The following is a 23,919-nucleotide window of genomic DNA, read 5'->3' on the forward strand; positions in this document are numbered from 1 at the left end:
TTTAAAGACAAAATGATGGTAGTTCATGATGAGGATGATCAACGATGACTACTCAGAAGACGGGTTGCGTACATAAACCTGCGGCCGACATTCCATCGAATTATTCACGGCTAATTGCCCGTGAGCTGGATTTAACCGCCAAACAACTGCCACGTCTGCTGCAGGGTACTGGACTTGGAATTACGCAATTTCTGACCGAGGATAGCTTGCTTACGGTTGCGCAGCAGGTACGGGTTCTGCGCAACGCTCTGGATCTATCAGGCCAGCCTGACTTAGGGTTACGGCTCGGCAAGCGACTAACCCCGGCAACCCACGGAGCGATGGGGTTTGTAGCATACAGCAGCCCAGACCTTCATACTGCACTGCAGGCCATTCACACATTCCTGCCTACGCGCGCGCGCTTCATCCGATTGTATTTGCAGCAAGTCGACGAACGCCTGGAATGTATTCTGGACTTCCGAGAGCCGCTGGACGAAGATATACAACGGTGCATCTCGGAAGCGTTGGTCAAGGCACTTTTCGAATTCGGCGAGTTCATAGTTGGTCGCCCCTTGCATGACGCCGAAATATGCTTCGCGTATCCGAAGCCTGAATACCACTCGATATATCCAGACTTTTTGTCCGGGCAGATTCACTTTGACTGCGACCGGTTAAAACTGACGTTGCCAAAGGCGTTGTGCCGGGAACCGAATGCCTCCGCCGATCATGAAAGCTATCGCCTTGCTTTGCGGCAGTGTGAATCCATGCTTGCGCAACTTCGGCATGATAAGCCGACCTATCAGGCCCGACTGAAGAAGATGATGTTGTCCCGACCACCCGGAACGCTCAGTGAAGACGAAGCGGCGGCCTCTCTGTTCATCAGTAAACGCACTCTGGCGCGCAAACTCAGACAGGAGGCTACCAGTTTTGGAAAGATTCGCGACGAGATTCTGTCCCAGCAGGCTGCGAGCTACCTGCGTGACAGCCAATTGTCCATTGAGGCCATTGCTGCATTGATGAACTATTACGACAGTGCCAATTTCAGGCGCGCCTTCAAACGCTGGTTTGGCCAGCCACCGGAGCGATTCAGGTTAAACCCTGAATCAATGTGACTTCAACTGGCTGAAACTGTTATTAAAGCCTGTAATAACAGAGCGTTAACGGAGTCTGCCCGGCCCAACTCGACGCTGCCATGCGTCAGGTCCTTCAGGCCATGGCGCTGAGTGTTCGCCGGAAGCGGATCAGAGCCAAGCCAAACAGGGTACTCCCGATAATGGCGATGGCCAGAAATTGCGGCCACACGGTGGCGAGGCCCGCGCCACGGTAGAGAATAGCCTGGGCCAGCATTACAAAGTGGGTGTTGGGCGCGGCGAGCATGATGTACTGGACGGCCTCCGGCATGCTCTCGCGCGGCGTCGAGCCCCCGGAGAGCATCTGCAGCGGCAGCAGCACCAGCATCAGCAGCAAGGCGAACTGCGGCATGGACCGGGCGACGGTGCCGAGGAAGATACCCATTGAGGTGGTCGCGAACAGATGTAGCGCTGTCCCGACAAGGAATAGCGCGAGCGAGCCTTCGATCGGCACGGACAGCCAACCCTGCACGACCGCGGTGAGCGCCAAGGCGGTGGCGGCAAGGACGACCAGCGCCATCGCCCATACCTTGCTGCTCATGATCTCGAAAGGCGTGACCGGCATGACCAGCAGATGCTCGACGGTGCCGTGCTCGCGCTCGCGTATCAGTGCCGCGCCGGTGAGGACGATGGAGAGCATGGTCACGTTATTGATGACCTGCATGATCGCGCCGAACCATGACTTGTTGAGCTGGGGATTGAAGCGCACCCGCAGTGCCAGATCGACCGGCAACTCCGGAACTTCACGATAACGCTGCACAAAGGTGCGTACCTCATCGCTCACAATGGCCTGGATATAGCCGCTGCCGGTAAACGCCTGGCTCATGCGCGTGGCATCGACGTTGAGCTGGACCGTGGGCTGCCGCCCTGCCAGCAGGTCACGCTGGAAGTTGGGCGGGATGTCAAGGGCGAAGGTGTCGAGGCCAGCATCCATGCGGGCGTCCATCTCGGCCTGGTCGATCACCTCGGGGAGAACAAAGTACGGCGGGTAAAAGGCGCTGACGATACGCCATGACAACGGCGAGCGATCCTCGTTCACCACCGCGATCGGCGCCTTGTTGAGGGTCTCCGGCATAGCCGTGGCCGCCGTGTAGACGGAAACGGTGAAGGCGTAGACGATCAGCACCAGCATGATCGGGTCGCGGACAAGGCTGCGCAGCTCCTTGACCCCGAGATGGCAAATATTGGCAAGGCGCATGGACTATCGCTCCTGCTTCTTGAGCAGCGCGGCGGACAGCCCGATCAGGACCGGTACGGCCAGCGCCAGCGGGAGAAAGGCGGCATGAAGGTCAGAGAAGTTGAGAGCCTTCGAGAAGGTGCCGCGCGCGATCGTCAGGAAATGCGTGGTCGGGTAGATCTCGCCGATCACCCGGCCCACCCCTTCCAGGGACGAGACCGGGTCGATCATCCCGGAGAAGTTCGCCGCTGGCAGGATGGTGAGCACCGCCGTGCCGAAGATTGCCGCGATCTGGCTGCGCATAAAAGTAGAGATCAGCAACCCCACAGCCGTGGCGGCACCAACATAGAGCAGCGCAGCCAGCGCCAACGTCAGGAAGCTGCCCTTCAGCGGCACGCCGAAGACGGTCACCGCGAGCAGCGTGAGCAGCAGGAAGCTCAGGAAGGACAGGACCACGTAAGGGAACTGCTTGCCGAGCAGAAACTCGAGCCGCGTGGTGGGCGTGACGTAGAAGTTGGTGATCGAGCCGAGTTCCTTCTCGCGCACCACGCTGAGTGCCGCGAGCATGGCCGGGATCAGCATGAGCAGCAGCGGGATCACCGCCGGCACCATCGCCACCAGGCTCTTGATGTCCGGATTATATCGGAACCGGGTCTCGATATTGACGAGCCCCGCCAAAGCCTCGCCGTGGCCGGCCTCGCGCGCCTTTGTCGCCAGCCAGTGGGCGTGAATTCCTTGCACATAGCCGCGGACGGTCTCGCCCCGCGTCGGCATGGCGCCGTCGATCCAGGCGCCGATCTCGACCTGCCGGCCCCGGGCGATGTCGCGCGCGAAGCCCGGCGGGACCTCGATCGCCAGACTGATGTCGCCTTCGCGCATTCGCCGGTCAAGATCGGCATAACCGGTAATCGGCGCTCGCTCGATGAAGTACCGTGAGCCGCTGAGGTTGAGCGTATAGTCGCGGCTGACAGTGGTCTGATCGCGATCCAGCACCGCAAAGGTGAGATCCTCAACATCAAGGCTGATCCCATAGCCCATCACGAACATCAAAATGACGCTGCCGAGCAGCGCCAGCGTCAGCCGGATGGGATCGCGGCGCAGTTCCAACCCTTCGCGCCGGGCGTGGCTGATCATGCGCCGGGGATCGAACATGCGCCGCCAGCCCTGAGGTTCGCCATGACCTCCCGACGCGTTAACCGTATCGAGCGACGCTGTTTGCTCCTCTCCCGCTTCGCCCTCCCCCGACGCCTCCTCCAGATGCGCGACGAATGCCTCTTCCAGGGTCTCTGCGCCCCGCTGCTGTACGATATTCGCCGGCGTATCGGTAACCAGCACCCGGCCCGCATGCATCAGCGAGATGCGGTCGCAGCGCTCAGCCTCGTTCATAAAGTGGGTGGAGATGAAGATGGTCACCCCGTCACGGCGCGACAGCTCGACCAGCCTGCGCCAGAAAGCGTCGCGCGCCACCGGATCGACACCCGAGGTGGGCTCATCGAGGATCAGCATCTCGGGCTTGTGGATCATGGCGACCGCCAGCGACAGGCGCTGCCGGTGACCGAGGGGTAGTCGGCCCGGCAGGCTGTCGATCACAGCCGAGAGATCGAAGCGTTCAACCATTTCGTCCACGCGCCCTGAAACCTCGGCAACGGGCACGTGAAACAGCCGGGCATGCAACTCCAGATTCTGCCGCACCGTCAGCTCGGTATAGAGCGAGAAAAACTGGGACATGTAGCCGACGCGGCGACGAGTCGCGAGGTCGTGCGGGTCCACCTCGTGTCCGAACAGCCAGGCCCGGCCTTCGCTCGGCGGCAGGAGGCCAGTCAGCATCTTCATGGTCGTGGTCTTGCCGCAGCCGTTGGAGCCGAGAAAACCGAAGATCTCACCCCGTGGGACACGCAGGCTCACATGATCGACCGCAGTGAACTCGCCGAAGCGCATGGTCAGATCCCGGACCTCGATCGCGGTATCGCCATCGTCTTCCGGCCGCGGCGGAATCTCAACGGCCCGATAATCCCGGCGTTTGTCTTCCGGCAGCAGCCGGATGAAGGCTGCCTCCAGCGAATCCGCCCCCGTGCTGGCGAGCAGGCCTTCAGGCGTGTCGCTGGCCAGCACCCGCCCACCGTCCATCGCCGCGAGCCAGTCGAACCGTGCCGCCTCCTCCATATAGGCGGTGGCCACCAGCACGCTCATACCGGGCCGGGAACGACGAATGCCGGCGATCAACTCCCAGAACTGCCTGCGCGAGAGTGGATCGACGCCGGTGGTCGGCTCGTCGAGGATGAGCAGGTCCGGATCGTGGATCAGCGCGCAGCAGAGTCCGAGCTTCTGCTTCATCCCGCCGGATAACTTGCCCGCTGCCCGATCGAGAAACGGCTTGAGCCCTGTGGCCCCGGTCAGCGCATCAATGCGGCGCGCCCGTTCGCCGCCGTCATGCCCAAAAAGGCGCCCGAAGAAGTCGAGGTTCTCGGACACCGTGAGTGTCGGATAGAGGTTCCGCCCCAGGCCCTGCGGCATGTAGGCGATACGCGGTCCCACTCTGCGGCGATGGCCTGCATCGGCCATATCGCCGCCGACCACCTCGACCCGCCCCGTCTGGACCGCACGGGCACCAGAGATCAGCGCCAACAGACTTGACTTGCCGACCCCATCCGGACCGATCAGCCCGGCCATGCAGCCCGCCGGAATATCGATGGTGACCTTATCTAGCGCACGCACCTTGCCGTAGCGCAGGGACAGATCCCGCAGGCGGGCAACCGGCGCGGCAGCCCCCCCGTCATCCTCGACCTGTGCATGTGCCTCCCGGCTCATTGCGGCAGTCTCGTCCGCAGTTCAGGCGGCCAATCCACTTGCGGGTCGAGCCGTACATAGGCCATGCCCGGCAGCCCGGTCTTGACCTGGAGGAGATGCTCTCTGAGCAGATCCGGGGCGATCCGGGCCTTAATACGGAACATCAGCTTCTGGCGCTCTTCTTGCGTCTCCACCGTCTTGGGTGTGAACTGCGCGACGTCCGCCACGAAGGAGATTTCGGTCGGGATCACGTATTGCGGCGCGGCGTCGAGCACAAGCCGCGCCTCGGCCCCGAGTGCGATCCGCCCGGCCTGTTCTGTCGGCAGGAAGAAAGTCATATACACATCAGTGAGATCGACCATGTTCAGCACCACGCCGCCAGGAGAGAGAACCTCGCCAGGCTGAGCGACCCGGTATTGGACCCGCCCTTCTCGCGGCGATTTCAGCACGCTGTCGTCGATATCCGCCTGAATACGCTGGACGGTGGCGCGCACCGCCTCCACCGAGGCCTCCGACGCAATGACATCCGACCTGGCCCGCCCTATGGCGGCTTGCGCGGCTGCCGCCTGCGCCTCCGCGGCACCGACCGCAGCCTTCGCCGCCGCAGCTGCGGCGCGGTCGTCATCGAGCTGCGCCTCGGAGGCGGCATTTTTTGAGGCGAGCTCCCGGGTGCGGACAAGCCGTTTTTGCGCAGCGTCGAGCTCAGCCTTCCTCTGGGCTATAAACGCCTCGGCGGCCTGCTTCTCGGCCTCGCGCTGGGTCACCAGGCTTTGCGCGGTCTCGATGCCGATGAGCGCCCGTTGCAACTGCGCCTCGGCCTCCCGGAGCTGCGCCTCCAGGACGGCCGTGTCCATTTTCGCCAAGACCTGGCCGGCGCGAACGAAGTCGCCCTCGTTGACCAGGATCTCCCGAATACGGCCAGCAGTCCTGGCGGCGATATCAATCTCAACCGCCTCGATCCGACCGTTTCCGGAGGCGAATCCGTCGGGCAAGTCCTGCGGTTGAAAATACCACCAGGCCCAAATGCCCAGCCCAATGACAATCGCAGCGGTGACGCCTCGAATACTTGCTTTAATGAACTTTTTCATGTCCTGGATTGCTCCACGCCAGTTGGCTCGCTCATTCTTGAGCATTGAATTCAGACTGAGCAATATTTTTGCAGACCCACATCAGAGGTTTTACCCTAGCACGAATCGCGGAAGTTAGAATGACCCACATCATTTTTGGTTCGGCGGATTATTGATGAACTATCACTTTTAACGGGACAAAGCTATCTTGAGGTTGATCATCTTTTTGTTTGCATTAATTCCCGGTTTTGCAGGGGCCAGTTCAGGGGCATTTAGCATTTCCTGGGACAATGACCTTCTGGTCGGGTCGGATAAGGGCTATACCAATGGCGGTCGTTTGTCCTATCTGAGTGCATCGGCAGAGATCAACAACTGCGACGTGTGTCTGGCCAGAGGCGCGAGGAATGCAATGGATTGGTTGCCCGTTATTGGTCGAACGGGCAACGATCATGCCTTGACTTTCAGCTTAAGCCAACTGATGGTCACCCCAGAGAACTTACAGGAATCTGACCCAATATATAAAGATTTACCTTACGTCGGCTACCTCTCCGGCTCAATCACTCTCTGGAGCCGGAGTTCAGAATCGCTGACCGGCTATGGCATCGGTCTGGGTGTCGTTGGACCGAACTCCGGGGCCGAAGCAACGCAAAAATGGGTCCACAAACTGACCGGCAGCACCAATCCAAAAGGCTGGGATAATCAGCTGGGTACCGATGTGATTGGCGAATTACACGCCTTTCATGCCCAACGCTTGTTTCGCGAAAATATCGGCAGCGGGATACATCAGGAGATGGCTTGGGTAACCGGTGGCACGCTGTCGAATTTTGTCAGCAGTGGCGAGTTGGGTATGTCTTGGCGAATCGGCACCAACTTGCCCGCCAATATCATCCCGGATTATTCAGGAGCCTCTTCTGCCATCGGTCTGCCGGGCTCACTGGATGCCTCCGGCTCGGGCTGGTCCGTGTTTATTGGCGTGGGCATGGAGTTCATAGCCTATTCCTATCTGGAAGAACGGTCGGGGCGGTACGATTATGACCAGCGTCCTGTTGTTGGTCAGGGTAGCGTTGGCGTTGGCTGGCATTCGCCAGGAATCCAGATTGCTATCACACTGAGAGCGACGACCAGCCAGAATGAACGTAATAAAGATTCACTTTCTTTTGGGACTGTGTCGGCTGCGTATCGCTTCTGAGTGCCATGACATATTCGGGCAGCGTTTAACCTATGCCTTGCCCTTCTTTACTGATGACACCGTCCATAGCGATCTGCCAGATCAAATCACCAATGGCGTCGAGTGACTGAGCCCCGTTCGGGTCGAACCAGGTTGCAACCCAGTTGAGCGCGCCAAGGCCAATCAGGCGAAGCAATCGGCCGTCAACACTTTTCCGGACCACGCCCTGCACAATCATTGTTTCGAGGATACCAGCCCACAGAGACTCGTACTGGTCACGCAGTTCGATGATTTCCTCGCGAGCCTCCGGGCCCAGTGCCCGCCATTCAAACAACAGCACGTAAACCGCGTCTGAATCTACCAACAGGGCTCGCAGATGTGCGTTGATACAAAGACGCAATCGTTCAAACGGGTCATCCGAGCTTGCGTAAGCCGACTCGACCTCTGCGGTCACCAGGTCGACTCCCCGGCGCATCAGCTCGACAAGCAACGCTTCCTTGCTGCTGTAACGATAATACAGACTTCCGGGCAGCATATTACAGGCCTCGGCAATTTCTTTGAGCGAGGTCCTTTCAAAACCTTTCTCGCGAAAAAGCCTGGCTGCGTTAGACAAAACATCGCCCTGATCGCCCGGTTTGCTTGCAGGAGTCATCTGCCTGTTAGCCATCGTTAAAGTATCTCCTCATAGCCTTGACTTTTAGTTGGTTAACCAACCAAAATCCAGCAACAATACTATTCGGAAGACAATGACATGGCAATGATCGATGCAAATCAGCGGGTTCCCATCACTTCCGCCCCGGTACGAAAGGCTTGCCAGGCTGGGCAGCTCTGATGACCAGGCCAAACAGAGTTCAGCAAAGTGACGCTGTGACAACAGCGTGGCAGTTCACCGAACAGGTTCCCCACGGCAGGGATCTTGGCATGCAGGTTGTCTCGGTAGACCAAGGCCAGGTTTGTATGCGTCTGACGCCACAATCATGGATGTTTGCCCAAGAGGATACGAACGAAATCTGCACCAGCGTACTATACTCGCTGGCAGACTCCGCCGGAGGCTTAGCGGTATTCGCGGGGGTCCTGGAGTTGATGCCCATTGCCACGCTGGATTTGCGCATGGATTATTTGCGCCCTGTCAGCGGCGACCGGGCCTTGTTAGCGGTAGCTACCTGTCGGCATTTAACGAACGAGGTTGCGTTTATTCATTGTGACATCCTCAGCGAGGGAAATCGTGAGTTACTAGCGACGGCAAACGCCACCTTCATGCGTAACACCCCGGGCCAGCAATTCCGGGCAGGCATACTAAAAAAGGAGGGTGCATGAGCACTGTCGTCGATCCGGCACAACAATGCTCGGGTCCTGCGGAAAGCGGGAAAGAATATGCCGACTGGCAGGCCCTGCTGGAGCGCATTCCCTACGCACGGCACCTCGGGCTTGAGGTTCAGCGCGATGATGCCGGTGTATTGGTTCATTTGCCGTGTCGTGAAGCGCTGATTGGCAACTTTATGCTACCCGCGCTCCATGGCGGTGTGCTTGGAGCCCTGATCGAACTTACCGCGCGGGTGGCTGCGCAAAGCCAGGATACGGAGACACGTTGCCCGCGCATTCTCGACAGCCACATCAATTACCTCCGCTCCGCTAAGGCCCGATCGACGTTCGCCAGGGCCGACATTGTCCGGCAAGGCAGGCGGACCAGCCTGGTCCAGGTGACCTGCTGGCAAGGCGATGAGAACAAACCGATCGCCACTGGTCAGGTTCAGTTATTGCTCCCGACAATGGCCGCCCAACAAGAAGACCGTCATGGACATTAAGCACAACACACCTGAACGCGACGAATTCCGGGCGACGGATGGCGCCGACGTCGCACTGTGGCGCTGGCCGCAATCCAAAGCGCGCCCCACGCTGCACTGGGCACATGCCACGGGTTTCCATGGCCGCCTGTATCGCCCTCTCCTTGACGAGCTTGCCACGGACGTCAATGTCCTGGCCTGGGACATGCGGGGGCATGGGGCCAGCGCCGGTGCGGCGAACGTTTCGACATTCCGGGGCTGGGAAACCTACTATCGCGATATGACGGCTCTGCTGGATAGCCAGGACGAGCCGGTCTGGCTTGCCGGCCATTCCATCGGTGCCACCACCAGCATCATGGCCGCCGCCCGGCGGCCTGACAAAGTGCTGGGTCTGATTCTGGCGGAACCGGTGATCATGGATCCGGTGCAGGGCCTGAAGTTGGGGTTGGCCAAGCTGCTGCGTCAGTCACATCGGTTGTCACTGGCCGCCGGAGCGGCACGTCGGCGCAGGGTATTTGATTCGCACGCTGCTGCGCTGGACAACTATCGTGGCCGCGGTGGTTTCAAAACCTGGCCCGAAGCATGGCTGGAAGCCTACGTCCAACACGCCTTCGTACCGCAGGAAGATCAACTTCAACTGGCGTGCAGCCCGGAGTGGGAAAGTACGACGTTTGCCCATACCGAACACAACCCGTGGCCAGGTATTCGTCAGTTGCGGTGCCCGGTTATCGCGCTGGCTGCGGAACACGGGTCAACCTTCTCGCCGGCGGCGCAAAAACGCCTGCAGACCCTGCTGCCTTCGGCTGACGTGAGGGTGGTTGCAGGTACGACCCATTTTCTGCCCATGGAGCAGAACGACACCGTTCGCGATGCCATCCAGCAACTTGCTTTATCCGGCTGCCGCGAGAACTGATAACCACACCTGAATTTTACCGACCGGGACACCTGCCATGCGCTGTATGCTGACACTGTTTATCTCGCTGCTCATTCTGTCTGGTTGTCAGCCGTCTTCGGAACCACCCTCGGAGGCCCGCGCCCCTATCCCTTGGGTAAAAACCGTTGTTCTAAAGGAGGCGGCCCCAACTGCGCAGAGATTTTCAGGAACCCTGCGAGGCCGCCACGAAGTACCCCAGGCCTTTCAGATCGCCGGCCGGATTCAACAGCGTTTCATCGATGCCGGTCAGCGCGTGGAAAAAGGCGACTTACTGTTCAAGCTCGATACACGTGACCTTGTGGCAACGGCAGAGGGGGCCGCGGCGGATCTGAGGCGTGCAGAAGCGGCCCTGGCCATTGCCACCGATGAGCTCCAGCGCCAGCAGCAACTGGTAGGACGTCAGTTTGTCAGCGAACAAACCCTGCGACGCCTTGAATTGGCCGAGCGCGAGGCGCGCAGCCAGGTGGAAACGGCTTCTGCGCGCCATCAGCAGGCTCAGAATGCTCTGGGGTATGCGGAACTAAAAGCGTCCAACACAGGTGTGGTCACTGAGGTCATCGTTGAGCCCGGCCAGGTTGTGGGTGTCGGTCAAACCCTTGCCGTTCTGGCCGAAGATCAATCACTGGAAGTAGAGGTTTTTTTACCTGAGGGTAGTAACCCGCCCAAGGGCGGGTATCTTCCTTTGCCCAGTGGCGAACAGTTTGCGGTGAATCTGAGAGAGATTGCCGGTGCTGCCGACCCCGGCAGTCGGAGCTGGCGTGCCCGATACCGCCTGGAGGGGCCCTACCCCTCGTCTTTAACGCTTGGTTCGGTGGTAAGTGTCCGGTTAACGCCGAAACAAACCACGGCCAGCCATCGTGTACCGCTGGGTGCCCTTGACGAGAGAGGGCAAACGCCGCAGATCTGGTTGGTCTCCGACGGCAGGGTGACCCCCCTGGCGGTCGAGGTGATCGATTTGGGCGAGGAGTATGCGCAGATCAGGGCCGATATCAATGCGGGAACGCCCATCGTCGCGTTGGGGACACACCTGCTCACTCCTGGCATGGCGGTGCGGGAGCTGGCGCGATGAGCCTGCCTAATTTCTCCGCGCTGGCAGTGCGCGAGCGTTCGGTCACCCTCTTTTTTCTTTTGATGTCGGTTGTTGCGGGCTTCTACGCGTTCTCATCCCTTGGTCGGGCGGAAGACCCTGCGTTCACCGTGCGGTCGATGGTGGTCTCTGTAGTCTGGCCGGGAGCAACCCCCGAGGTGCTGCAGAATCAGGTGGTGGATCGTCTGGAAAAGCAAATCCAGGAGGTGGCGTATTTCGACACCGTTGAAACCACCATTCGGCCCGGACAGGCCTCCATGCTTATCCGGTTCCAGGATTATACGCCCAGTGAAAAAGTGCCTGACCTCTTTTACCAGGTCCGCAAACGCATGTCCGATGAGAGGCCTACCCTCCCCCGGGGTGTGATCGGCCCCATCGTTAACGACGATTTCGCGGATGTGTATTTCTCTCTGCTGGCCCTGACGGCACCCGGAATGCCAATGCGTGAACTGACCCGCGAGGCAGAATCGATACGAGATCGCCTGCAGCGGTTGCCCGGCTTGCAAAAAGCACAGCTCCTGGCGGAGCGGCCTGAGCGGGTGTATCTCGAGTTTGATCAGGACCGGCTCAACAACCTCGGTTTGTCGGCAGAAGACGTGTTGCAGGCAATAGAGGCCAACAATCGCCTTCAGCCTCTGGGCTTTGTTGATCTGGCCGGCCCGCGGGTTTACATCCGCAGCAACATCGACCTGTCTGACATTGAGCGCCTCGCCTCAGTACCTCTGCGTATCGGAGACCAGCTTATCACCGTGTCTGATCTGGCCGAGGTGCGTTTGGGCTATGAAGATCCGTTGAACTACATCGTCCGTTCCAGCGGTGAGGATGCGATCCTCCTGGGCGTCGTTATGGAGGCGGGCGAAAATGGCCTGGCGTTTGGCGAGCGCCTGCGCGAGTTTGTCAGCACTGAACAGGCCAGGCTGCCCCTGGGAATGTCAATACAGACCCTGACCGACCAGGCCGAAGCCATTACTCAGGCGGTTGATCTTTTTCAGGTCAAGTTTCTGGTGGCGCTGGTCGTCGTGATGGGGGTCAGCATACTGGCGATCGGTCTGCGCGCAGGTTTGGTGGTGGGCATCGCGATTCCCGTCACTCTCGGCCTGACCTTTTTATTGATGAAAATAGCGGGCATTAACCTGGACCGCATCACCCTGGGCGCGCTGATTATCGCACTGGGCCTGTTGGTGGACGATGCGATCATCGCCATTGAAATGATGATTGTGAAGATGGAGAGCGGGTGGGACCGGGTACGGGCCGCCAGTCATGCCTGGAGCGTAACAGCCGCGCCCATGTTGTCTGGAACGCTGGTAACGGTGGCCGGATTTGTCCCCATCGGATTTGCCCAGTCCGGTGTCGGGGAATACACCGGCAACATTTTCTGGGTGCTGGCTTTTTCGTTGTTAATTTCCTGGGTGGTAGCGGTCACCTTCACGCCTTATCTGGGCGTCAAGCTTTTGCCCGATAACCCCGGGCATACGGGCCAGGACCTGTACCAAAGCGCCTTTTATCAGCGGTTGCGTGGGGTCATTGCCGCGTGTGTACGGTACCGGAAAACCGTCGTTTTTCTCACAGTCGGTTTGCTGGTGATCAGTGCTTTCGGTATGGCAACTCAAGTGCAGAAGCAATTTTTCCCCAGTTCTGATCGCCCCGAAGTTCTGATCAGCGTCTTTGCTCCACAGGGGAGCGCCATCGCCACCACCGATGAAAGTGTCAGACGCCTGGAAGCGATGTTGATGGACATGCCGGAGGTGAAAAGCCTTTCCGCTTACATCGGTGCCGGTGCCCCCCGGTTCTTCGTATCGGCAAATCCCGAGCAGCCGGACCCGGCATTTGCCAAGTTGATTGCCATTGGGCAGGACGTTGAAGGCCGCGATCACATCATCTCGGCGCTGGAAACCAGAATCGCGGCGGGTGAGTTTCCGGAGGCACGAGTACGAGTAACGCGTTTGTTGTATGGCCCCCCGGTGGTCTGGCCTGTCAGTTTTCGTGTGTTGGGTCCGAAACCAGATCAACTCAGAGAGATCGGGCACCAGATCCGGACTCTCATGGAGGGGCACACGAATATCGTCATGCCGCATCTAAATTGGGATGAGCGTGTACCCACACTCTATCTTGAGTTGGACCCGGAAAATCTGGGTTGGATGGGCCTGACCCCGGCAGAGGTTGCCCGGCAACTCCAGTTTCAACTTCGCGGATTGGCCGTCACCGAGCTACGCCGGGGCATAAGGAGCGTTCAACTGGTGGCGCGCAATGCCCGCGACGAAGTGATCATGCCTGAAAATCTTGAAATCAAAACCCGCGACGGCCGCAAACTTTCCGCACAGCAACTGGGCAAGTGGCAGGTTCGTTATGAGGAGCCGGTTATAAAGCGTTACAACCGTGACCCCTTCCTGGCCGTTCAGGCGGATGTAAAAGGCGCCCAGCCACCGGATGTCACCAATGAAATCTGGAGTGCGATGACAGGTCTGCGTGAACAGTTGCCGGAGGGTTATCGTATTGAAATCGGCGGTACGGTGGAGCAATCGGCCAAAGCCAACGCGTCCATCCAGACCTTACAGCCGGTGATGTTGGCGTTGATGCTGATTTTCATCATGCTTCAGATGCGTTCGTTTATCGGCACCCTTACCGTTCTGGCCACCGCGCCACTGGGACTGATTGGCGCTGTATTGGCCTTACTGCTGTTTAACCAACCCTTTGGCTTTACGGCGTTGCTGGGGCTGATTGGCCTGGGCGGCATCCTGATGAGAAATACCATGATTCTGACCCAGCAGGTGCAGGACAACTTCACAACAGGGATGGCTGCCCGGGAAGCCGTTGTCGAGGCGGCAGTCCAACGCGCCCGTCCCGTGGTACTCACTGCACTGGCGGCCGTTCTGGCGTTTGTACCTCTGACTTTTGACTTATTCTGGGGGCCGCTGGCTTATGTCCTTATAGGGGGCGTGGCGGTTGGTACTCTGATCACGCTATTGTTTGTTCCGGCGCTTTATGCACTCTGGTTTCGGCTACAGATAAAAGATTGAAGGAGCCACGGACGTGTTTTGACAGCATAGGCCCCTTCTGGGAGTTTAGCGGCTGCGCCGCCCGGGGCGCAGCACAATGTGAAGACTGGATCGGTTTCGGCATCAGGATGCGTTAGAGTCTCGGTACCCGGCCATCATTTTCATCATCCAGCCCGGATATTCATCCGGTATACGGCTCACCTCGTCAAGCGCGTTAAGTTCTTCGCCAGACAAGTGGATCTGCGCGGCCCGTATGTTGGCTTTCAGCTGGTCCGGCCGCTTGGCGCCAACGATAATGCTGCTCACGACGTTTTGATGCAACAGCCACGCCAGAGCGATTTGTGCCACCGTGACCGGCTCGCCATCGATCTGCTTGCCGTCAGCAATCTCCCGCATGACCTTGATGACGTCGCTGCCTCGCTCACGATTGACGGGCGGAAAGTCAAATTTGGCACGCCGGTTTTCCTCAGAGACGTCCGGGCCCTCGTATTTACCGGACAGATACCCACCGGCCAGCGGGCTCCACACCATCAGACCGACCTTCTCAGATTCCAGCATCGGGATGATATCCCTCTCCAGATCGCGCCCCACCAGTGTGTAGTAGGCTTGCAGGGAGATGATCGGGCACAGGTTGCGGGCCCGGGTGATGCCGATGGCTTTCATTACCTGCCAGGCGGCCCAGTTGGACAGGCCCACATAACGCACATGGCCTTGTTGCACCAGGGTGTTCAGCGCCTCCAGAGTTTCCTCGATCGGGGTGGCCGGGTCAAAACCGTGGATCTGATACAGGTCGATATAATCTGTTTGCAGGCGCGCCAGGCTCGCCTTGCATTCGCTCATGATGTGGCCACGGGAAGCACCACGGGCATTGGGGCCATCGCCCATCGGGCCGAGCACCTTGGTGGCCAGCACCACATCTTCCCGGCGAACGCCCAGGTTCTTCAGGGATTGGCCGACGATGCGCTCGCTGGCACCAAAACCATAGATGTTGGCGGTGTCGATAAAGTTGATGCCGGCTTCCAGGGCGATCTTCATCAGCTCGTCGGCCTGTTCCTGCTGCAAGTTGCCGATCAGGCCCCAGATGTCCTTATCGCCGCCGAAGGTCATGGTTCCCAGGCACAGCTTGGAGACGAACAGCCCGGAATTGCCCAACGGGTTATAGCCTGAACTGTTGTCATTAGCGAATAGCGGTAAAGTCTCAGTTGCCATGTTGCACCTCATCATGCTTGTCGGTTGGTGTTTCAGCATTCAGTGTAAATGCTGCCTGTTTCAGTTTTTTTTGCACTCGTTTGTGTTACTCGGCGAAGATTGTCTTGACCTGGTCCATGTCCAACCGTTACTTGCAGCGGGCGCGCAGCAGTCGCGTTGCGGCATCAAACACGGCCAGGTCTTGTTCGGTGCGCGCGGCGAGGTGGGCGCCTTCGAGCATCGCCAGGGTTGCCTGTGCTTCATCGGTCGGAGTGTGGATGGCCGAGACGGATCCATCCCTGCGCCCCAGCTCAAAGGTTTCTGCAATCCACTGCAGGACCATTGCGCGAACGGCGCCGACTCTGGCAATGACGGTGCCTGGCAGGCTTTCACGGCAGATCGAAAAAGCAACGCACAGGCACACGGTTTGTCCATCATGCAAGGCGTCGCGGTACAGGGCAATGAGCGCCTTGAGGCGCTCGCCTGCGCTGGCATGGGCAGCCGTGGTCTCGGCCAGAGCTTGCTGCAGATTGGCCTGATAACGCTCGATCAAGGCTTCAGAGAGCTTCGCCTTGGTGGGAAAATGGTAATGGATTGATGCCGTTCGAATCCCAATGGCCTTGGCCAGATCCGCATAGCTGAATCCGTCAAAGCCCCGTGACCGAACGCTATGCTCGGCAAGATCCATCAGGGCTGTCCTGGTATCACGATTCATGGTTATTCACCTGTCTGACTTATCAATCCCGCCATTGCCGGCCTTATATCCCTGGCGCCCCGGCAAATCGCAGGTGACCCGTCTTCATCCAGATTTTTGCGCCATGGTCCCCAGCCGTCAGCGACAACCGGTGTCCATCAGGGAGGCGTAGCCAGTCATGCCTGGCCAAGACCTCGCCATTGCCGGTCACCGAGCCTTCGATTACCAGCAGCTCGATTCCGCCGGGCGCCTCAGAGGTCAGCGTCGCTCCTGCTTCGAGCCGGCTGTAGGTCACGATCTCACGATCGTCCTCATGCAGCTTTGCGGTGGCAACGCCGCCGACCGGGGCGCCCAGCTCGGCCTCCATATTCTTGCTGAACTGAGTGCGGTCGGCCAGGTCGAACTGCCACAGTTTGACAAATATGGTGCAGCCCGTTTCAGAGCCCGGAATGTGTGACGTGGTTGGGGGGTTGCGCACATAGCTACCTGCGGGGAAGTCGCCGTGCTCATCCTGGAACACGCCATCGAGTACGATGAATTCTTCTCCACCGGTATGGGTATGCGCCGAGAAATGACTCCCCGGCGCATAACGCACGATGGTGGTGGCGCGGGCAACCTCCTCCCCGATCCGGTCCAGCATTCGCCGCTCCACCCCTTTCATGGGCGAGGGCTGCCACTCAAGCCGGTCGGAATGTATAACAACCGGTTTGGAGAAATCTGCATTAATCTCCATGATAGTCCTCACTTTTATGTCCTGGATGTTAACAGCGCTTGCATGAAACCCGAAGGTTTTGGATCATCCGGCGATTGAAGGGCGGGCGGCGACTTTTGCGCGCCAGGCATGGAGATTGGTCAACGACTCCGGAATCTCCACCTTCGCGAAATCCGCAAACCCCAGGCCGGCAAAGGCGGTGATGTCTGCGACCGAGAAGTTCTCGCCTGCGAGAAACTCGTTGTCCGCCAGAACACTGTCAAGGTAGGCCATGGTTGCGCCGGCCACTTCTTTCTGTTTATTGCCCCACTCAGCGCATTGCCAGGTTTCCAGATCCGGACCAAGCCCCGGGGTGGCGTGGTGAAAATAAGCGCCCACGGCGTTCATCAGACCATTTTCTGCCCGCAGATTCATCATCGCGATAAGGGCGCGCTCCTTCGGGGTTGTGCCCGTAAGGGACGGACCATCGAAGACACCGTCGATATATTCGGTAATGGCGTTGCACTGGGCGATGCAGGTGCCGTCGTCAAGCTCCAGCACGGGCACGGTGGCATCCGGGTTTTTCATCTTGAACGCGTCGGAACGGTTCTCGCCGCTCATGACATCGACCGGAACGAATTCCACCTTGTTTGTCGCGCCTTTTTCTGCCAAAGCGATACGAACCCGTAGCGGGTTGGGAAAGCCTTCAATATCGTAAATTTTCATTGCTTACCTCTGTTGGTCATTGAGTGTACGACACTCAATGTATCTAGTAGTAGGTAGGTAATCAAGCAGCAATTTGCATCTCCTGCTTTATCAAGCGGATTCAGAGATATTCAGAATCTGTACCTCAGAAAAAGACCAGTGTAAGCCTGGGTAGCATCCCCGATATCGCTAACGATCGGGCTATCCTTGGCATCGCCGGTCAATTGTGTAACACCAGCCATGGCGGTTACTGCCCAGTGGGCAGATAATGAGTAGGTCAGACTGCCTGAGACGCCGAAACGAATGTAATCATCAGGACTGTAGGGAGCCAGGCCGGATCGGGCGCTTTCCGCATCGGAAATACCAAACATATCTTTTGTCCAGTCATCGCTACTGTAGGTCACGTTCGCACCCAGAGAAGCAATCCATTGATCGCTGAGCTGGTTCCGCCATCGCGTTTTAAGCGCCAACTGATAACCATCGACATCGCCGGTGAAGGGCGACTGGATGCCTGCGCTGTAGGACCATGCCCTGTCTGTATAGGCAATACGCAAGCCGGCGGTTGCGCCGCCATCGACTTTGTCCAGGCGCCTGAGATCTCCGTCATTGTCGCGCCCGGGAGTGTATGCAATAAAGGGGGACAGCCGCCAGTTGCCGTGGCGAATCAGGTTCCAGCCAAGACCATCGCGAATATTAAAATAGAAAAGATCACCATAGCTCACATTGAGCGTCGGCCAGACCCTGGTTTCATAATCGTCACTACCGAGGTAGTCCGGCGCGTATATCACACCGGCTCCCACACTGGCCGCCCAGGGTGTGTTTGCCAGACTCGGAGTTGAAACAGCCAATAGAGTCGTCGAAGCGACCATTAACCACTGACGTTTAGGTTTCGAAAGCATAGACGGATTCCCCAGTTGAGCGGCTTCGGAATAAAGCTCACCTAGCCGGGAGCTATACGCTCGCCATAGAACAACTGGATTCGTTTGGCCCGTATATTGGCTTTCAGCTATTCCGTATCACGACGAGCAGCTGTAGTGCGACCATCCACCAACCGCAAAAAGCTCCGACGGCTTCAAACGGTAGTATTTGTTCTCTACATCCGTCGACTGTTCAGCGTATGGCTGCGTCATCACTTCTTGTAGCTCTCGGAGCAGCTCGTAATGTCCGTCCTCCGCTTGCTGATAAGCAGGCACAACCAGCCAATCCCGCAAACTGTACTTTGGATTAACAAACTTCATCTGTCTCGAAAGCTCATCCCGGGAGCCAGTTAATGCGAGCGATGTCCACTTTGTGAGCCACGCAGACCAGCGCTTGTCCAGTCCTTCGGTGTCTGCATGCGTCAGGTCTCTGTAGAAGCTTTTCTGAAGTGATTCGACATCGTCAGGCACTGCGGAAAGCTCACGGAAGAACATGGTGTAATCGACGGGTGTGTGCACCATGAGGGTTGCGAGCTCCCGGAACAGGTCCTCGTCGAACGTATCCAGCCCGAGTTTGGCCGCCCACATCTTTTCCATTTCTGCCTGCATGACCAGCGGAAAATCGCTTTGGATTTTGTCGAGCTGCTGCAAACAATCTGTATGCCCCACTAATAACGGCCGCAACGCCGTGCAGAATGAATGAAAATTGCGTTCTGCCGCCGCTGGTTGGTTGAGGAACGAGAAGTGCTGCCCACCGCCGGTCCAAGGCTGATATTGCGGATTGAATAGATCGATGAATCCAAAGGGTCCATAGTCGAGGGTGAATCCGCCGGCTGCACAGTTGTCGCTGTTGAAGTTGCCCTGGCAGTAGCCCACACGAATCCAGTTCGCCACAAGCGACGTCAGGCGGCTACGAAATTCACGGGCAAGCAAAACGACTTTGTCGGCAGTGGATAATGTCTGGTCGATAAGGCCATCGTACTCACGATCGATAAGGTGCAAGACGATCTTTTCGAGTTCCTCCATGGCGTTAGGGTGTTCGTTCTTACGGGCTCGGCGCCCGAAGAGCTCGAGCTGCCCTACCCGGATAAACGACGGTGCAACGCGGGTGGAGATGGCGACTGGCTCGGATACAAGCACGTCCGGGTCCATTGATCGTGAGCCTTCCGAATACCAGGGCCGCCTGACTTTTTCGGTTTTGGAAACGTACAGACTCAAAGACCGTGAAGTGGGTACACCCAGCGCGTGCATGTGTTCCTGAGCCAAAAACTCACGGACACTGGAGCGAAGCACGGCCCGGCCGTCTGCGCCACGGCAGTAGGGTGTGCGCCCTCCCCCTTTGAGCTGCATTTCCCATCGTTGGCCGCCGATGACGGCCTCAAGCACGGAAATGGCGCGACCGTCGCCGTAACCGTTGCCAGTCTGAAACGGGCATTGCTGGTAGAACTCGGTGCCGTAGATAGACAGTGCGTAGCCACACGCCCAACCGACGTTGCGCATTGGCTCCGGAACCTGCGTTAAGTCGCCGGAAAACATCCGCACAAAGTCTTCTGACTGCGCCAGAGTGTCGGCGATGCCCAGTTCGCGAAACAGACTCTTGCCATGCGCTACGTATTCCGGGTTTTCAATGGGCGTGGGGCTGATCGGAACATAGTGTCCCGAAAACACCTGCCGGGGCGCATGGTCATCACCATTCGCTTTTCCCTCGGGATCGCAGTTGAGGGTGTCCATGAGCGAATAGTCTGCCAATGCGGCGAGATCGTTGAGGGTCTCGATATTCGGGGCTGTGTCGCTGGACGTTCGCTTTACCATAAGGACTCTTCAAGCTTGCTCTGCTATTGATGAACAGTAAGCGTAAACCTATCAAGAAGCTATAACAGAACAGCACTTCTACGCACTGCATCAATGTCGTCCTGAAGGGTCATTACGAGCTCCGATCGTTTCAGTGCCATCCTGGAGTGTCGCCGGGCAGCCGCCACTGTTGCCTGATCACCGGTTTCTGTAAGCGCACGAAACGCTCTCTGAAGTCGAATAGCAACTTCCACGAAGCCCGCTCCGTCGCGGGCAATCGCTGTGAAGGCATCGTCGAACAGATCATCGGTGCTCAGGGTGGGAACCAATACGCGGTCGTAGATTATTTTTGTCATTTCGTTCTTCTCCGGCTGGGATTGCCAGAGCGTAAAAAGTCGCACCATGGCTCCAATCACATTAATGGCTGTCCCCGGATCGTTGATTCCTGGAGACAATGCTTTGTCTGCGATCTCCGACAAAGCCAGCAGACCGAATCGGGGGTCTTCCTCAAACGCGCGGTTCGCGCTGATTGTAAAAGCGCTGGCAAAGGTCTCTGGCTCAAATATGCCATCCCCTTCGACAAGCGCCAGAGGTATTCCCACATTGACGAAAGCTCCCGGAAGCGTTGTTACTAGCACTTGGCAATCAAGAGTTTCTGCATGGCTTTGCAGCGCCTTAACATCGATATACTGGATGTAACCAACCGACCCGGCGCATACGGGAGCCCCCTGCATATTCTCTTGCTGTTGCGGTGCCGTCAATGCGCCCAGTGTTGGCGAAAGGCGCCTTTGGTTCAGCGCTTCGAAAGCAGCTTTCTCAACCTGTGCAATAGTGTTTACCACCCTGCCCAGCCTTGCAATCCGATCCACCCACCGAACAAAGGTGATAACCACGATAGCGAAAACCAGCAACGTCAGAGTGAAAATGGAAAACAGTCCTGCCGGCCCGAAAAGATCATTCTGGGTTGCGACCAGTGCAACAATACTGAATATGAACGCTCCGATAAACGCCGACAAAGCGTTTTGCGTGACGTCGTCTCCGATCACCAGGGGTATGGAGCGCGGCGTGGCGCCAGTGCTTGCCGAGGCATAGGCCGCAACCATGGAACCTACGGCAAAGGTTGCAATGACAAGCATGCTGGAGGCCATTACCGAGAGCAACGATTCGACAGACTTCAGGGTTACCTGCGGTAAAACACGGGAAAGCCCTGTATCGTCGGCCAGTTTTGCCGTGAAAACACCACCAACCGACAGCAGACACAAAGCCAGTGGTTTGATCCACAGTCGCTCCCGGACGCGGCTCAGAAAGAATCTCAGGCGGTCCAAGCTGAATAACAGAGGTAGTGCCATCGGTTAGTCCTGCTCTGTGTTGCGCCCATACCAGTTCAACCCTGGCAAACGCCTACTTTCCGCTCATTCAGGGCCATTATTTCATTGGCGGGTCACTGTCGCGGCATTGGTGCCTTTGGACGTTGATCGCTTTGATAAATGCCGTAGCGATTTCCTCGACATCAGCGCTTTCTGCCAGAAGTATCCCCGGATCGTCATCCGTGAACGACGAAATACCCGCTTGTTCCAACAATTCCCGGGCGGCGCCCAGTGCAAGAATGGATTTACAATGCCGGAACTGATCACGGATAAAGTCCATCGTCAGCGGGTTGCCGGCCAATGCGTGAACGGCGCTGTTGCCATCCGGTAAAACCAGAGCATCGAATAGGAAACCGGGCGCGTTCTCCATGGATTTGTTCGCTTCGATGGTCATGCCAGAGGCGCCTTCAAACACACCCACCCGAGGCCCAATGAAATGGACCACGGCACCGGCATCCGCGAATGCTCTGTGCAAGGCAGCCAGGGAGATATCGTCGGCGCCCTTCTCTACCAGCACCGCAATCTGTCTTGTGCGAATGCCGCCTTCGCCGGGTAATGCCATTAATGATAGCGCTCGCGAAACGGTCACCTCCGGCGGCTGAGCGTCGTCACTGGCCTTTGGCATGGCCGGAGGCACGCTAATGCCCAAACCGGAAGCGACACTGGCGGCAAGTGCAGGCGATACGTTCACCAAAGACGACACCATCCGTTCTCGGATGGCAGGAATTCCTACTTTACTGAGTTCAAAACGAAACGCCGAGACGATGTGTGCTTTCTCAACCGGAGTTTGGCTCTCGAAGAACAGTGTCGCCTGCGCATAGTGTTCGGCGAACTTTTCCGGCTTTCCACGTACCTTGTCATCGTTGATCGCCTCGGGAAACGACATGAATCCTCCGGCGCCAGTCTGGAAGGGACAGCCACCGGCGAGTGAATTCGGTTCATAGGCGACGCGCCCTCGATGCACAGCTTGCCGATGCATGCCATCTCGCTGATTGTTCTGCACCGGGGCTATTGCTGAATTAATCGGAATTTCGTGGAAGTTCGGGCCTCCGAGCCTCGTTATCTGGGTATCCGCATAGGAGTGGATTCGGCCGGCGAGCAGCGGGTCATTGGAAAAGTCGATGCCGGGAATCACATGAGCCGCACAGAATGCGACCTGCTCCGTTTCTGCAAAGAAGTTGTCCGGATTTCGATTGAGAACCATGCGGCCTACAGGTGTCAGCGGCACGAGCTCTTCCGGCACTAGCTTGGTGGAATCGAGCACATCGAAGCTGAATCGCTCGGCTTGTTCTTCGGTGAATATCTGCAATCCGAGTTCCCACTCCGGAAACTCCCCGGACTCAATGGCTTCCCATAGATCACGGCGATGATAGTCCGGATCGGCGCCCGAAATCTTCACGGCCTCATCCCAGACCAGCGAATGAGTGCCTTGCAGGGGCTTCCAGTGGAATTTGCAGAACACCGCCTCATTCCTGTCATTGATCAGGCGGAAGGTATGCACACCAAAGCCCTGCATCATCCGGTAGCTTCGGGGGATGCCTCGGTCCGACATTACCCACATCAACATGTGGGTAGATTCGGGCATCAGGGAAACGAAATCCCAGAAAGTGTCATGGGCGGAAGCCGCCTGGGGCATGCCATGGTGCGGCTCCGGTTTTACCGCGTGAACCAAATCAGGAAACTTCATTGCATCCTGGATGAAGAAGACCGGTATGTTGTTGCCAACCAGATCCCAGTTGCCTTCGTCCGTATAGAACTTGACCGCAAATCCCCTTGCATCACGGGCAGTGTCCTTGGAGCCGCGCTCGCCGGCCACCGTCGAAAAGCGCACGAACACGGGGGTAATTTTTCCCTTTTCGGCGAAAGGCGCAGCGCGGGTGTAGTTGGTAAGCGCGTCGTAGGCTTCGAAATAACCGTGTGCGGCGGATCCTCGGGCATGAACGATACGTTCGGGAATGCGTTCATGGTCAAAATGGGTAATCTTTTCCCGAAGAATGAAATCTTCGAGTAACGAAGGTCCTCGCAGGCCGGCCTTCAGGCTGTTCTGGTTGTCACCAATGGGCACGCCCTGGTTGGTCGACAGCGGTTGGCCGCTTGCATCCACCCGCGCCCGTTCGAATGCCTCAGCCCCAGCGTTCGTTCCGGGCGTGGCTGCGCCGCCGGTCTTCTTTGTCCCGCAAGTTTCGGTGGCAGTGCTTGCGGTCAACGACACTGAGCCAAGGTTTTCCGTCACACTCAGTGGGGGAACACGGGCATTTTCCTGGCCATATTCTAGGGCCTTGGTACGGTTAAATGGCATTGCACGAGCTAGAGGGTCAGTTGCGCCACCCTGCTCTGCCATGATGTCATTGGTTCTGAGGACACTCTTTGGATCTGCTTTGCCCTTAACCGCCTTGCCAGTTTTGCGTTTCGATTGTGACGGCCGCGCCGCTTTGTTGTCCCTGGCCATGATTTTTC

The 23,919-nt window shown here is 58.0% G+C and carries 19 protein-coding genes; 7 read left to right on the forward strand and 12 right to left on the reverse strand.

Translation table 11 applies throughout. The features are described from left to right. The first annotated feature begins 44 nt into the window (after positions 1-44). Positions 45-1,091 (forward strand): transcriptional regulator CypR, encoded by a 1,047-nt coding sequence (gene cypR / locus C7H10_RS17020; RefSeq protein ID WP_106695786.1) that lies wholly within the window; start codon positions 45-47, stop codon positions 1,089-1,091. A 94-nt stretch (positions 1,092-1,185) separates the two neighbouring features. Here cypR and C7H10_RS17025 read toward each other — a convergent pair whose 3' ends face one another. Genes C7H10_RS17025 through C7H10_RS17035 form a run of 3 tightly spaced genes read right to left on the reverse strand, consistent with a single transcriptional unit; the run spans position 1,186 to position 6,161 of the window. Beyond that, positions 1,186-2,307, reverse strand: coding sequence for an ABC transporter permease (locus C7H10_RS17025; RefSeq protein ID WP_106695787.1), 1,122 nt, complete (start codon positions 2,305-2,307; stop codon positions 1,186-1,188). Between the two features lie 3 nt (positions 2,308-2,310). Continuing rightward, positions 2,311-5,094 (reverse strand): ribosome-associated ATPase/putative transporter RbbA, encoded by a 2,784-nt coding sequence (gene rbbA, locus C7H10_RS17030; RefSeq protein ID WP_106695788.1) that lies wholly within the window; start codon positions 5,092-5,094, stop codon positions 2,311-2,313. Further along, on the reverse strand, positions 5,091-6,161 hold the full coding sequence (locus tag C7H10_RS17035; RefSeq protein ID WP_106695789.1) for an HlyD family secretion protein: 1,071 nt from the start codon (positions 6,159-6,161) through the stop codon (positions 5,091-5,093). Before C7H10_RS17035 ends, rbbA begins: the two co-directional genes overlap by 4 nt. Positions 6,162-6,348: 187 nt before the next feature. On the opposite strand from C7H10_RS17035, the gene C7H10_RS17040 reads away from it, so the two are divergent. Continuing rightward, positions 6,349-7,329: a lipid A deacylase LpxR family protein gene (locus tag C7H10_RS17040; RefSeq protein WP_244178321.1), complete on the forward strand. Its 981-nt coding sequence runs from the start codon at positions 6,349-6,351 to the stop codon at positions 7,327-7,329. 25 nt (positions 7,330-7,354) lie between these two features. Here the strand turns inward: C7H10_RS17040 and C7H10_RS17045 are convergent, their stop codons facing one another. Continuing rightward, positions 7,355-7,975, reverse strand: coding sequence for a TetR/AcrR family transcriptional regulator (locus C7H10_RS17045; protein ID WP_106695790.1), 621 nt, complete (start codon positions 7,973-7,975; stop codon positions 7,355-7,357). A gap of 164 nt (positions 7,976-8,139) precedes the next feature. Between C7H10_RS17045 and C7H10_RS17050 the strand changes: the two genes are divergently transcribed. Genes C7H10_RS17050 through C7H10_RS17070 form a run of 5 tightly spaced genes read left to right on the forward strand, consistent with a single transcriptional unit; the run spans position 8,140 to position 14,130 of the window. Beyond that, positions 8,140-8,625 (forward strand): PaaI family thioesterase, encoded by a 486-nt coding sequence (locus tag C7H10_RS17050; RefSeq protein WP_106695791.1) that lies wholly within the window; start codon positions 8,140-8,142, stop codon positions 8,623-8,625. Next, the gene (locus C7H10_RS17055) at positions 8,622-9,113 is read left to right on the forward strand and encodes a PaaI family thioesterase (protein WP_106695792.1); all 492 of its coding nucleotides are present in this window, start codon (positions 8,622-8,624) and stop codon (positions 9,111-9,113) included. The genes C7H10_RS17050 and C7H10_RS17055 overlap by 4 nt, the downstream gene beginning before the upstream one ends. Then, positions 9,103-10,005, forward strand: a complete 903-nt coding sequence (locus tag C7H10_RS17060) for an alpha/beta fold hydrolase (RefSeq protein WP_106695793.1) — start codon at positions 9,103-9,105, stop codon at positions 10,003-10,005. Before C7H10_RS17055 ends, C7H10_RS17060 begins: the two co-directional genes overlap by 11 nt. Before the next feature lie 37 nt (positions 10,006-10,042). Beyond that, a complete protein-coding gene (locus tag C7H10_RS17065; RefSeq protein WP_106695794.1) occupies positions 10,043-11,095 on the forward strand; it encodes an efflux RND transporter periplasmic adaptor subunit in 1,053 nt (350 codons plus the stop codon). Next, a complete protein-coding gene (locus C7H10_RS17070; RefSeq protein ID WP_106695795.1) occupies positions 11,092-14,130 on the forward strand; it encodes an efflux RND transporter permease subunit in 3,039 nt (1,012 codons plus the stop codon). Before C7H10_RS17065 ends, C7H10_RS17070 begins: the two co-directional genes overlap by 4 nt. Before the next feature lie 102 nt (positions 14,131-14,232). On the opposite strand, the gene C7H10_RS17075 is transcribed toward C7H10_RS17070, so the two are convergent. From C7H10_RS17075 to C7H10_RS17110, 8 genes are all read right to left on the reverse strand, one after another. After that, entirely contained in the window at positions 14,233-15,318 is a 1,086-nt protein-coding gene (locus tag C7H10_RS17075; RefSeq protein WP_106695796.1) for an aldo/keto reductase, read from the reverse strand. Between the two features lie 127 nt (positions 15,319-15,445). Beyond that, positions 15,446-16,012, reverse strand: a complete 567-nt coding sequence (locus C7H10_RS17080) for a TetR/AcrR family transcriptional regulator (protein WP_106695797.1) — start codon at positions 16,010-16,012, stop codon at positions 15,446-15,448. A gap of 43 nt (positions 16,013-16,055) precedes the next feature. Next, positions 16,056-16,724 carry a cupin domain-containing protein gene (locus C7H10_RS17085; RefSeq protein WP_106695798.1) on the reverse strand — a complete coding sequence of 223 codons (669 nt, stop codon included), beginning with the start codon at positions 16,722-16,724 and terminating at the stop codon, positions 16,056-16,058. Positions 16,725-16,787: 63 nt separating this feature from the next. Then, positions 16,788-17,408 (reverse strand): glutathione S-transferase family protein, encoded by a 621-nt coding sequence (locus C7H10_RS17090; RefSeq protein ID WP_106695799.1) that lies wholly within the window; start codon positions 17,406-17,408, stop codon positions 16,788-16,790. 110 nt (positions 17,409-17,518) lie between these two features. Beyond that, complete coding sequence (locus C7H10_RS17095; protein ID WP_106695800.1) at positions 17,519-18,286, reverse strand: MipA/OmpV family protein; 768 nt, start codon at positions 18,284-18,286, stop codon at positions 17,519-17,521. A 117-nt stretch (positions 18,287-18,403) separates the two neighbouring features. Further along, positions 18,404-20,116: a protein adenylyltransferase SelO gene (locus tag C7H10_RS17100; RefSeq protein ID WP_106695801.1), complete on the reverse strand. Its 1,713-nt coding sequence runs from the start codon at positions 20,114-20,116 to the stop codon at positions 18,404-18,406. A 59-nt stretch (positions 20,117-20,175) separates the two neighbouring features. Further along, the gene (locus tag C7H10_RS17105; RefSeq protein ID WP_106695802.1) at positions 20,176-21,444 is read right to left on the reverse strand and encodes a DUF2254 domain-containing protein; all 1,269 of its coding nucleotides are present in this window, start codon (positions 21,442-21,444) and stop codon (positions 20,176-20,178) included. Between the two features lie 76 nt (positions 21,445-21,520). Then, positions 21,521-23,911, reverse strand: coding sequence for a catalase (locus C7H10_RS17110; RefSeq protein ID WP_208622847.1), 2,391 nt, complete (start codon positions 23,909-23,911; stop codon positions 21,521-21,523). Positions 23,912-23,919 lie beyond the last annotated feature (8 nt).

The organism is Marinobacter shengliensis (genome assembly GCF_003007715.1).
Taxonomy (GTDB): Bacteria; Pseudomonadota; Gammaproteobacteria; order Pseudomonadales; family Oleiphilaceae; genus Marinobacter; species Marinobacter shengliensis.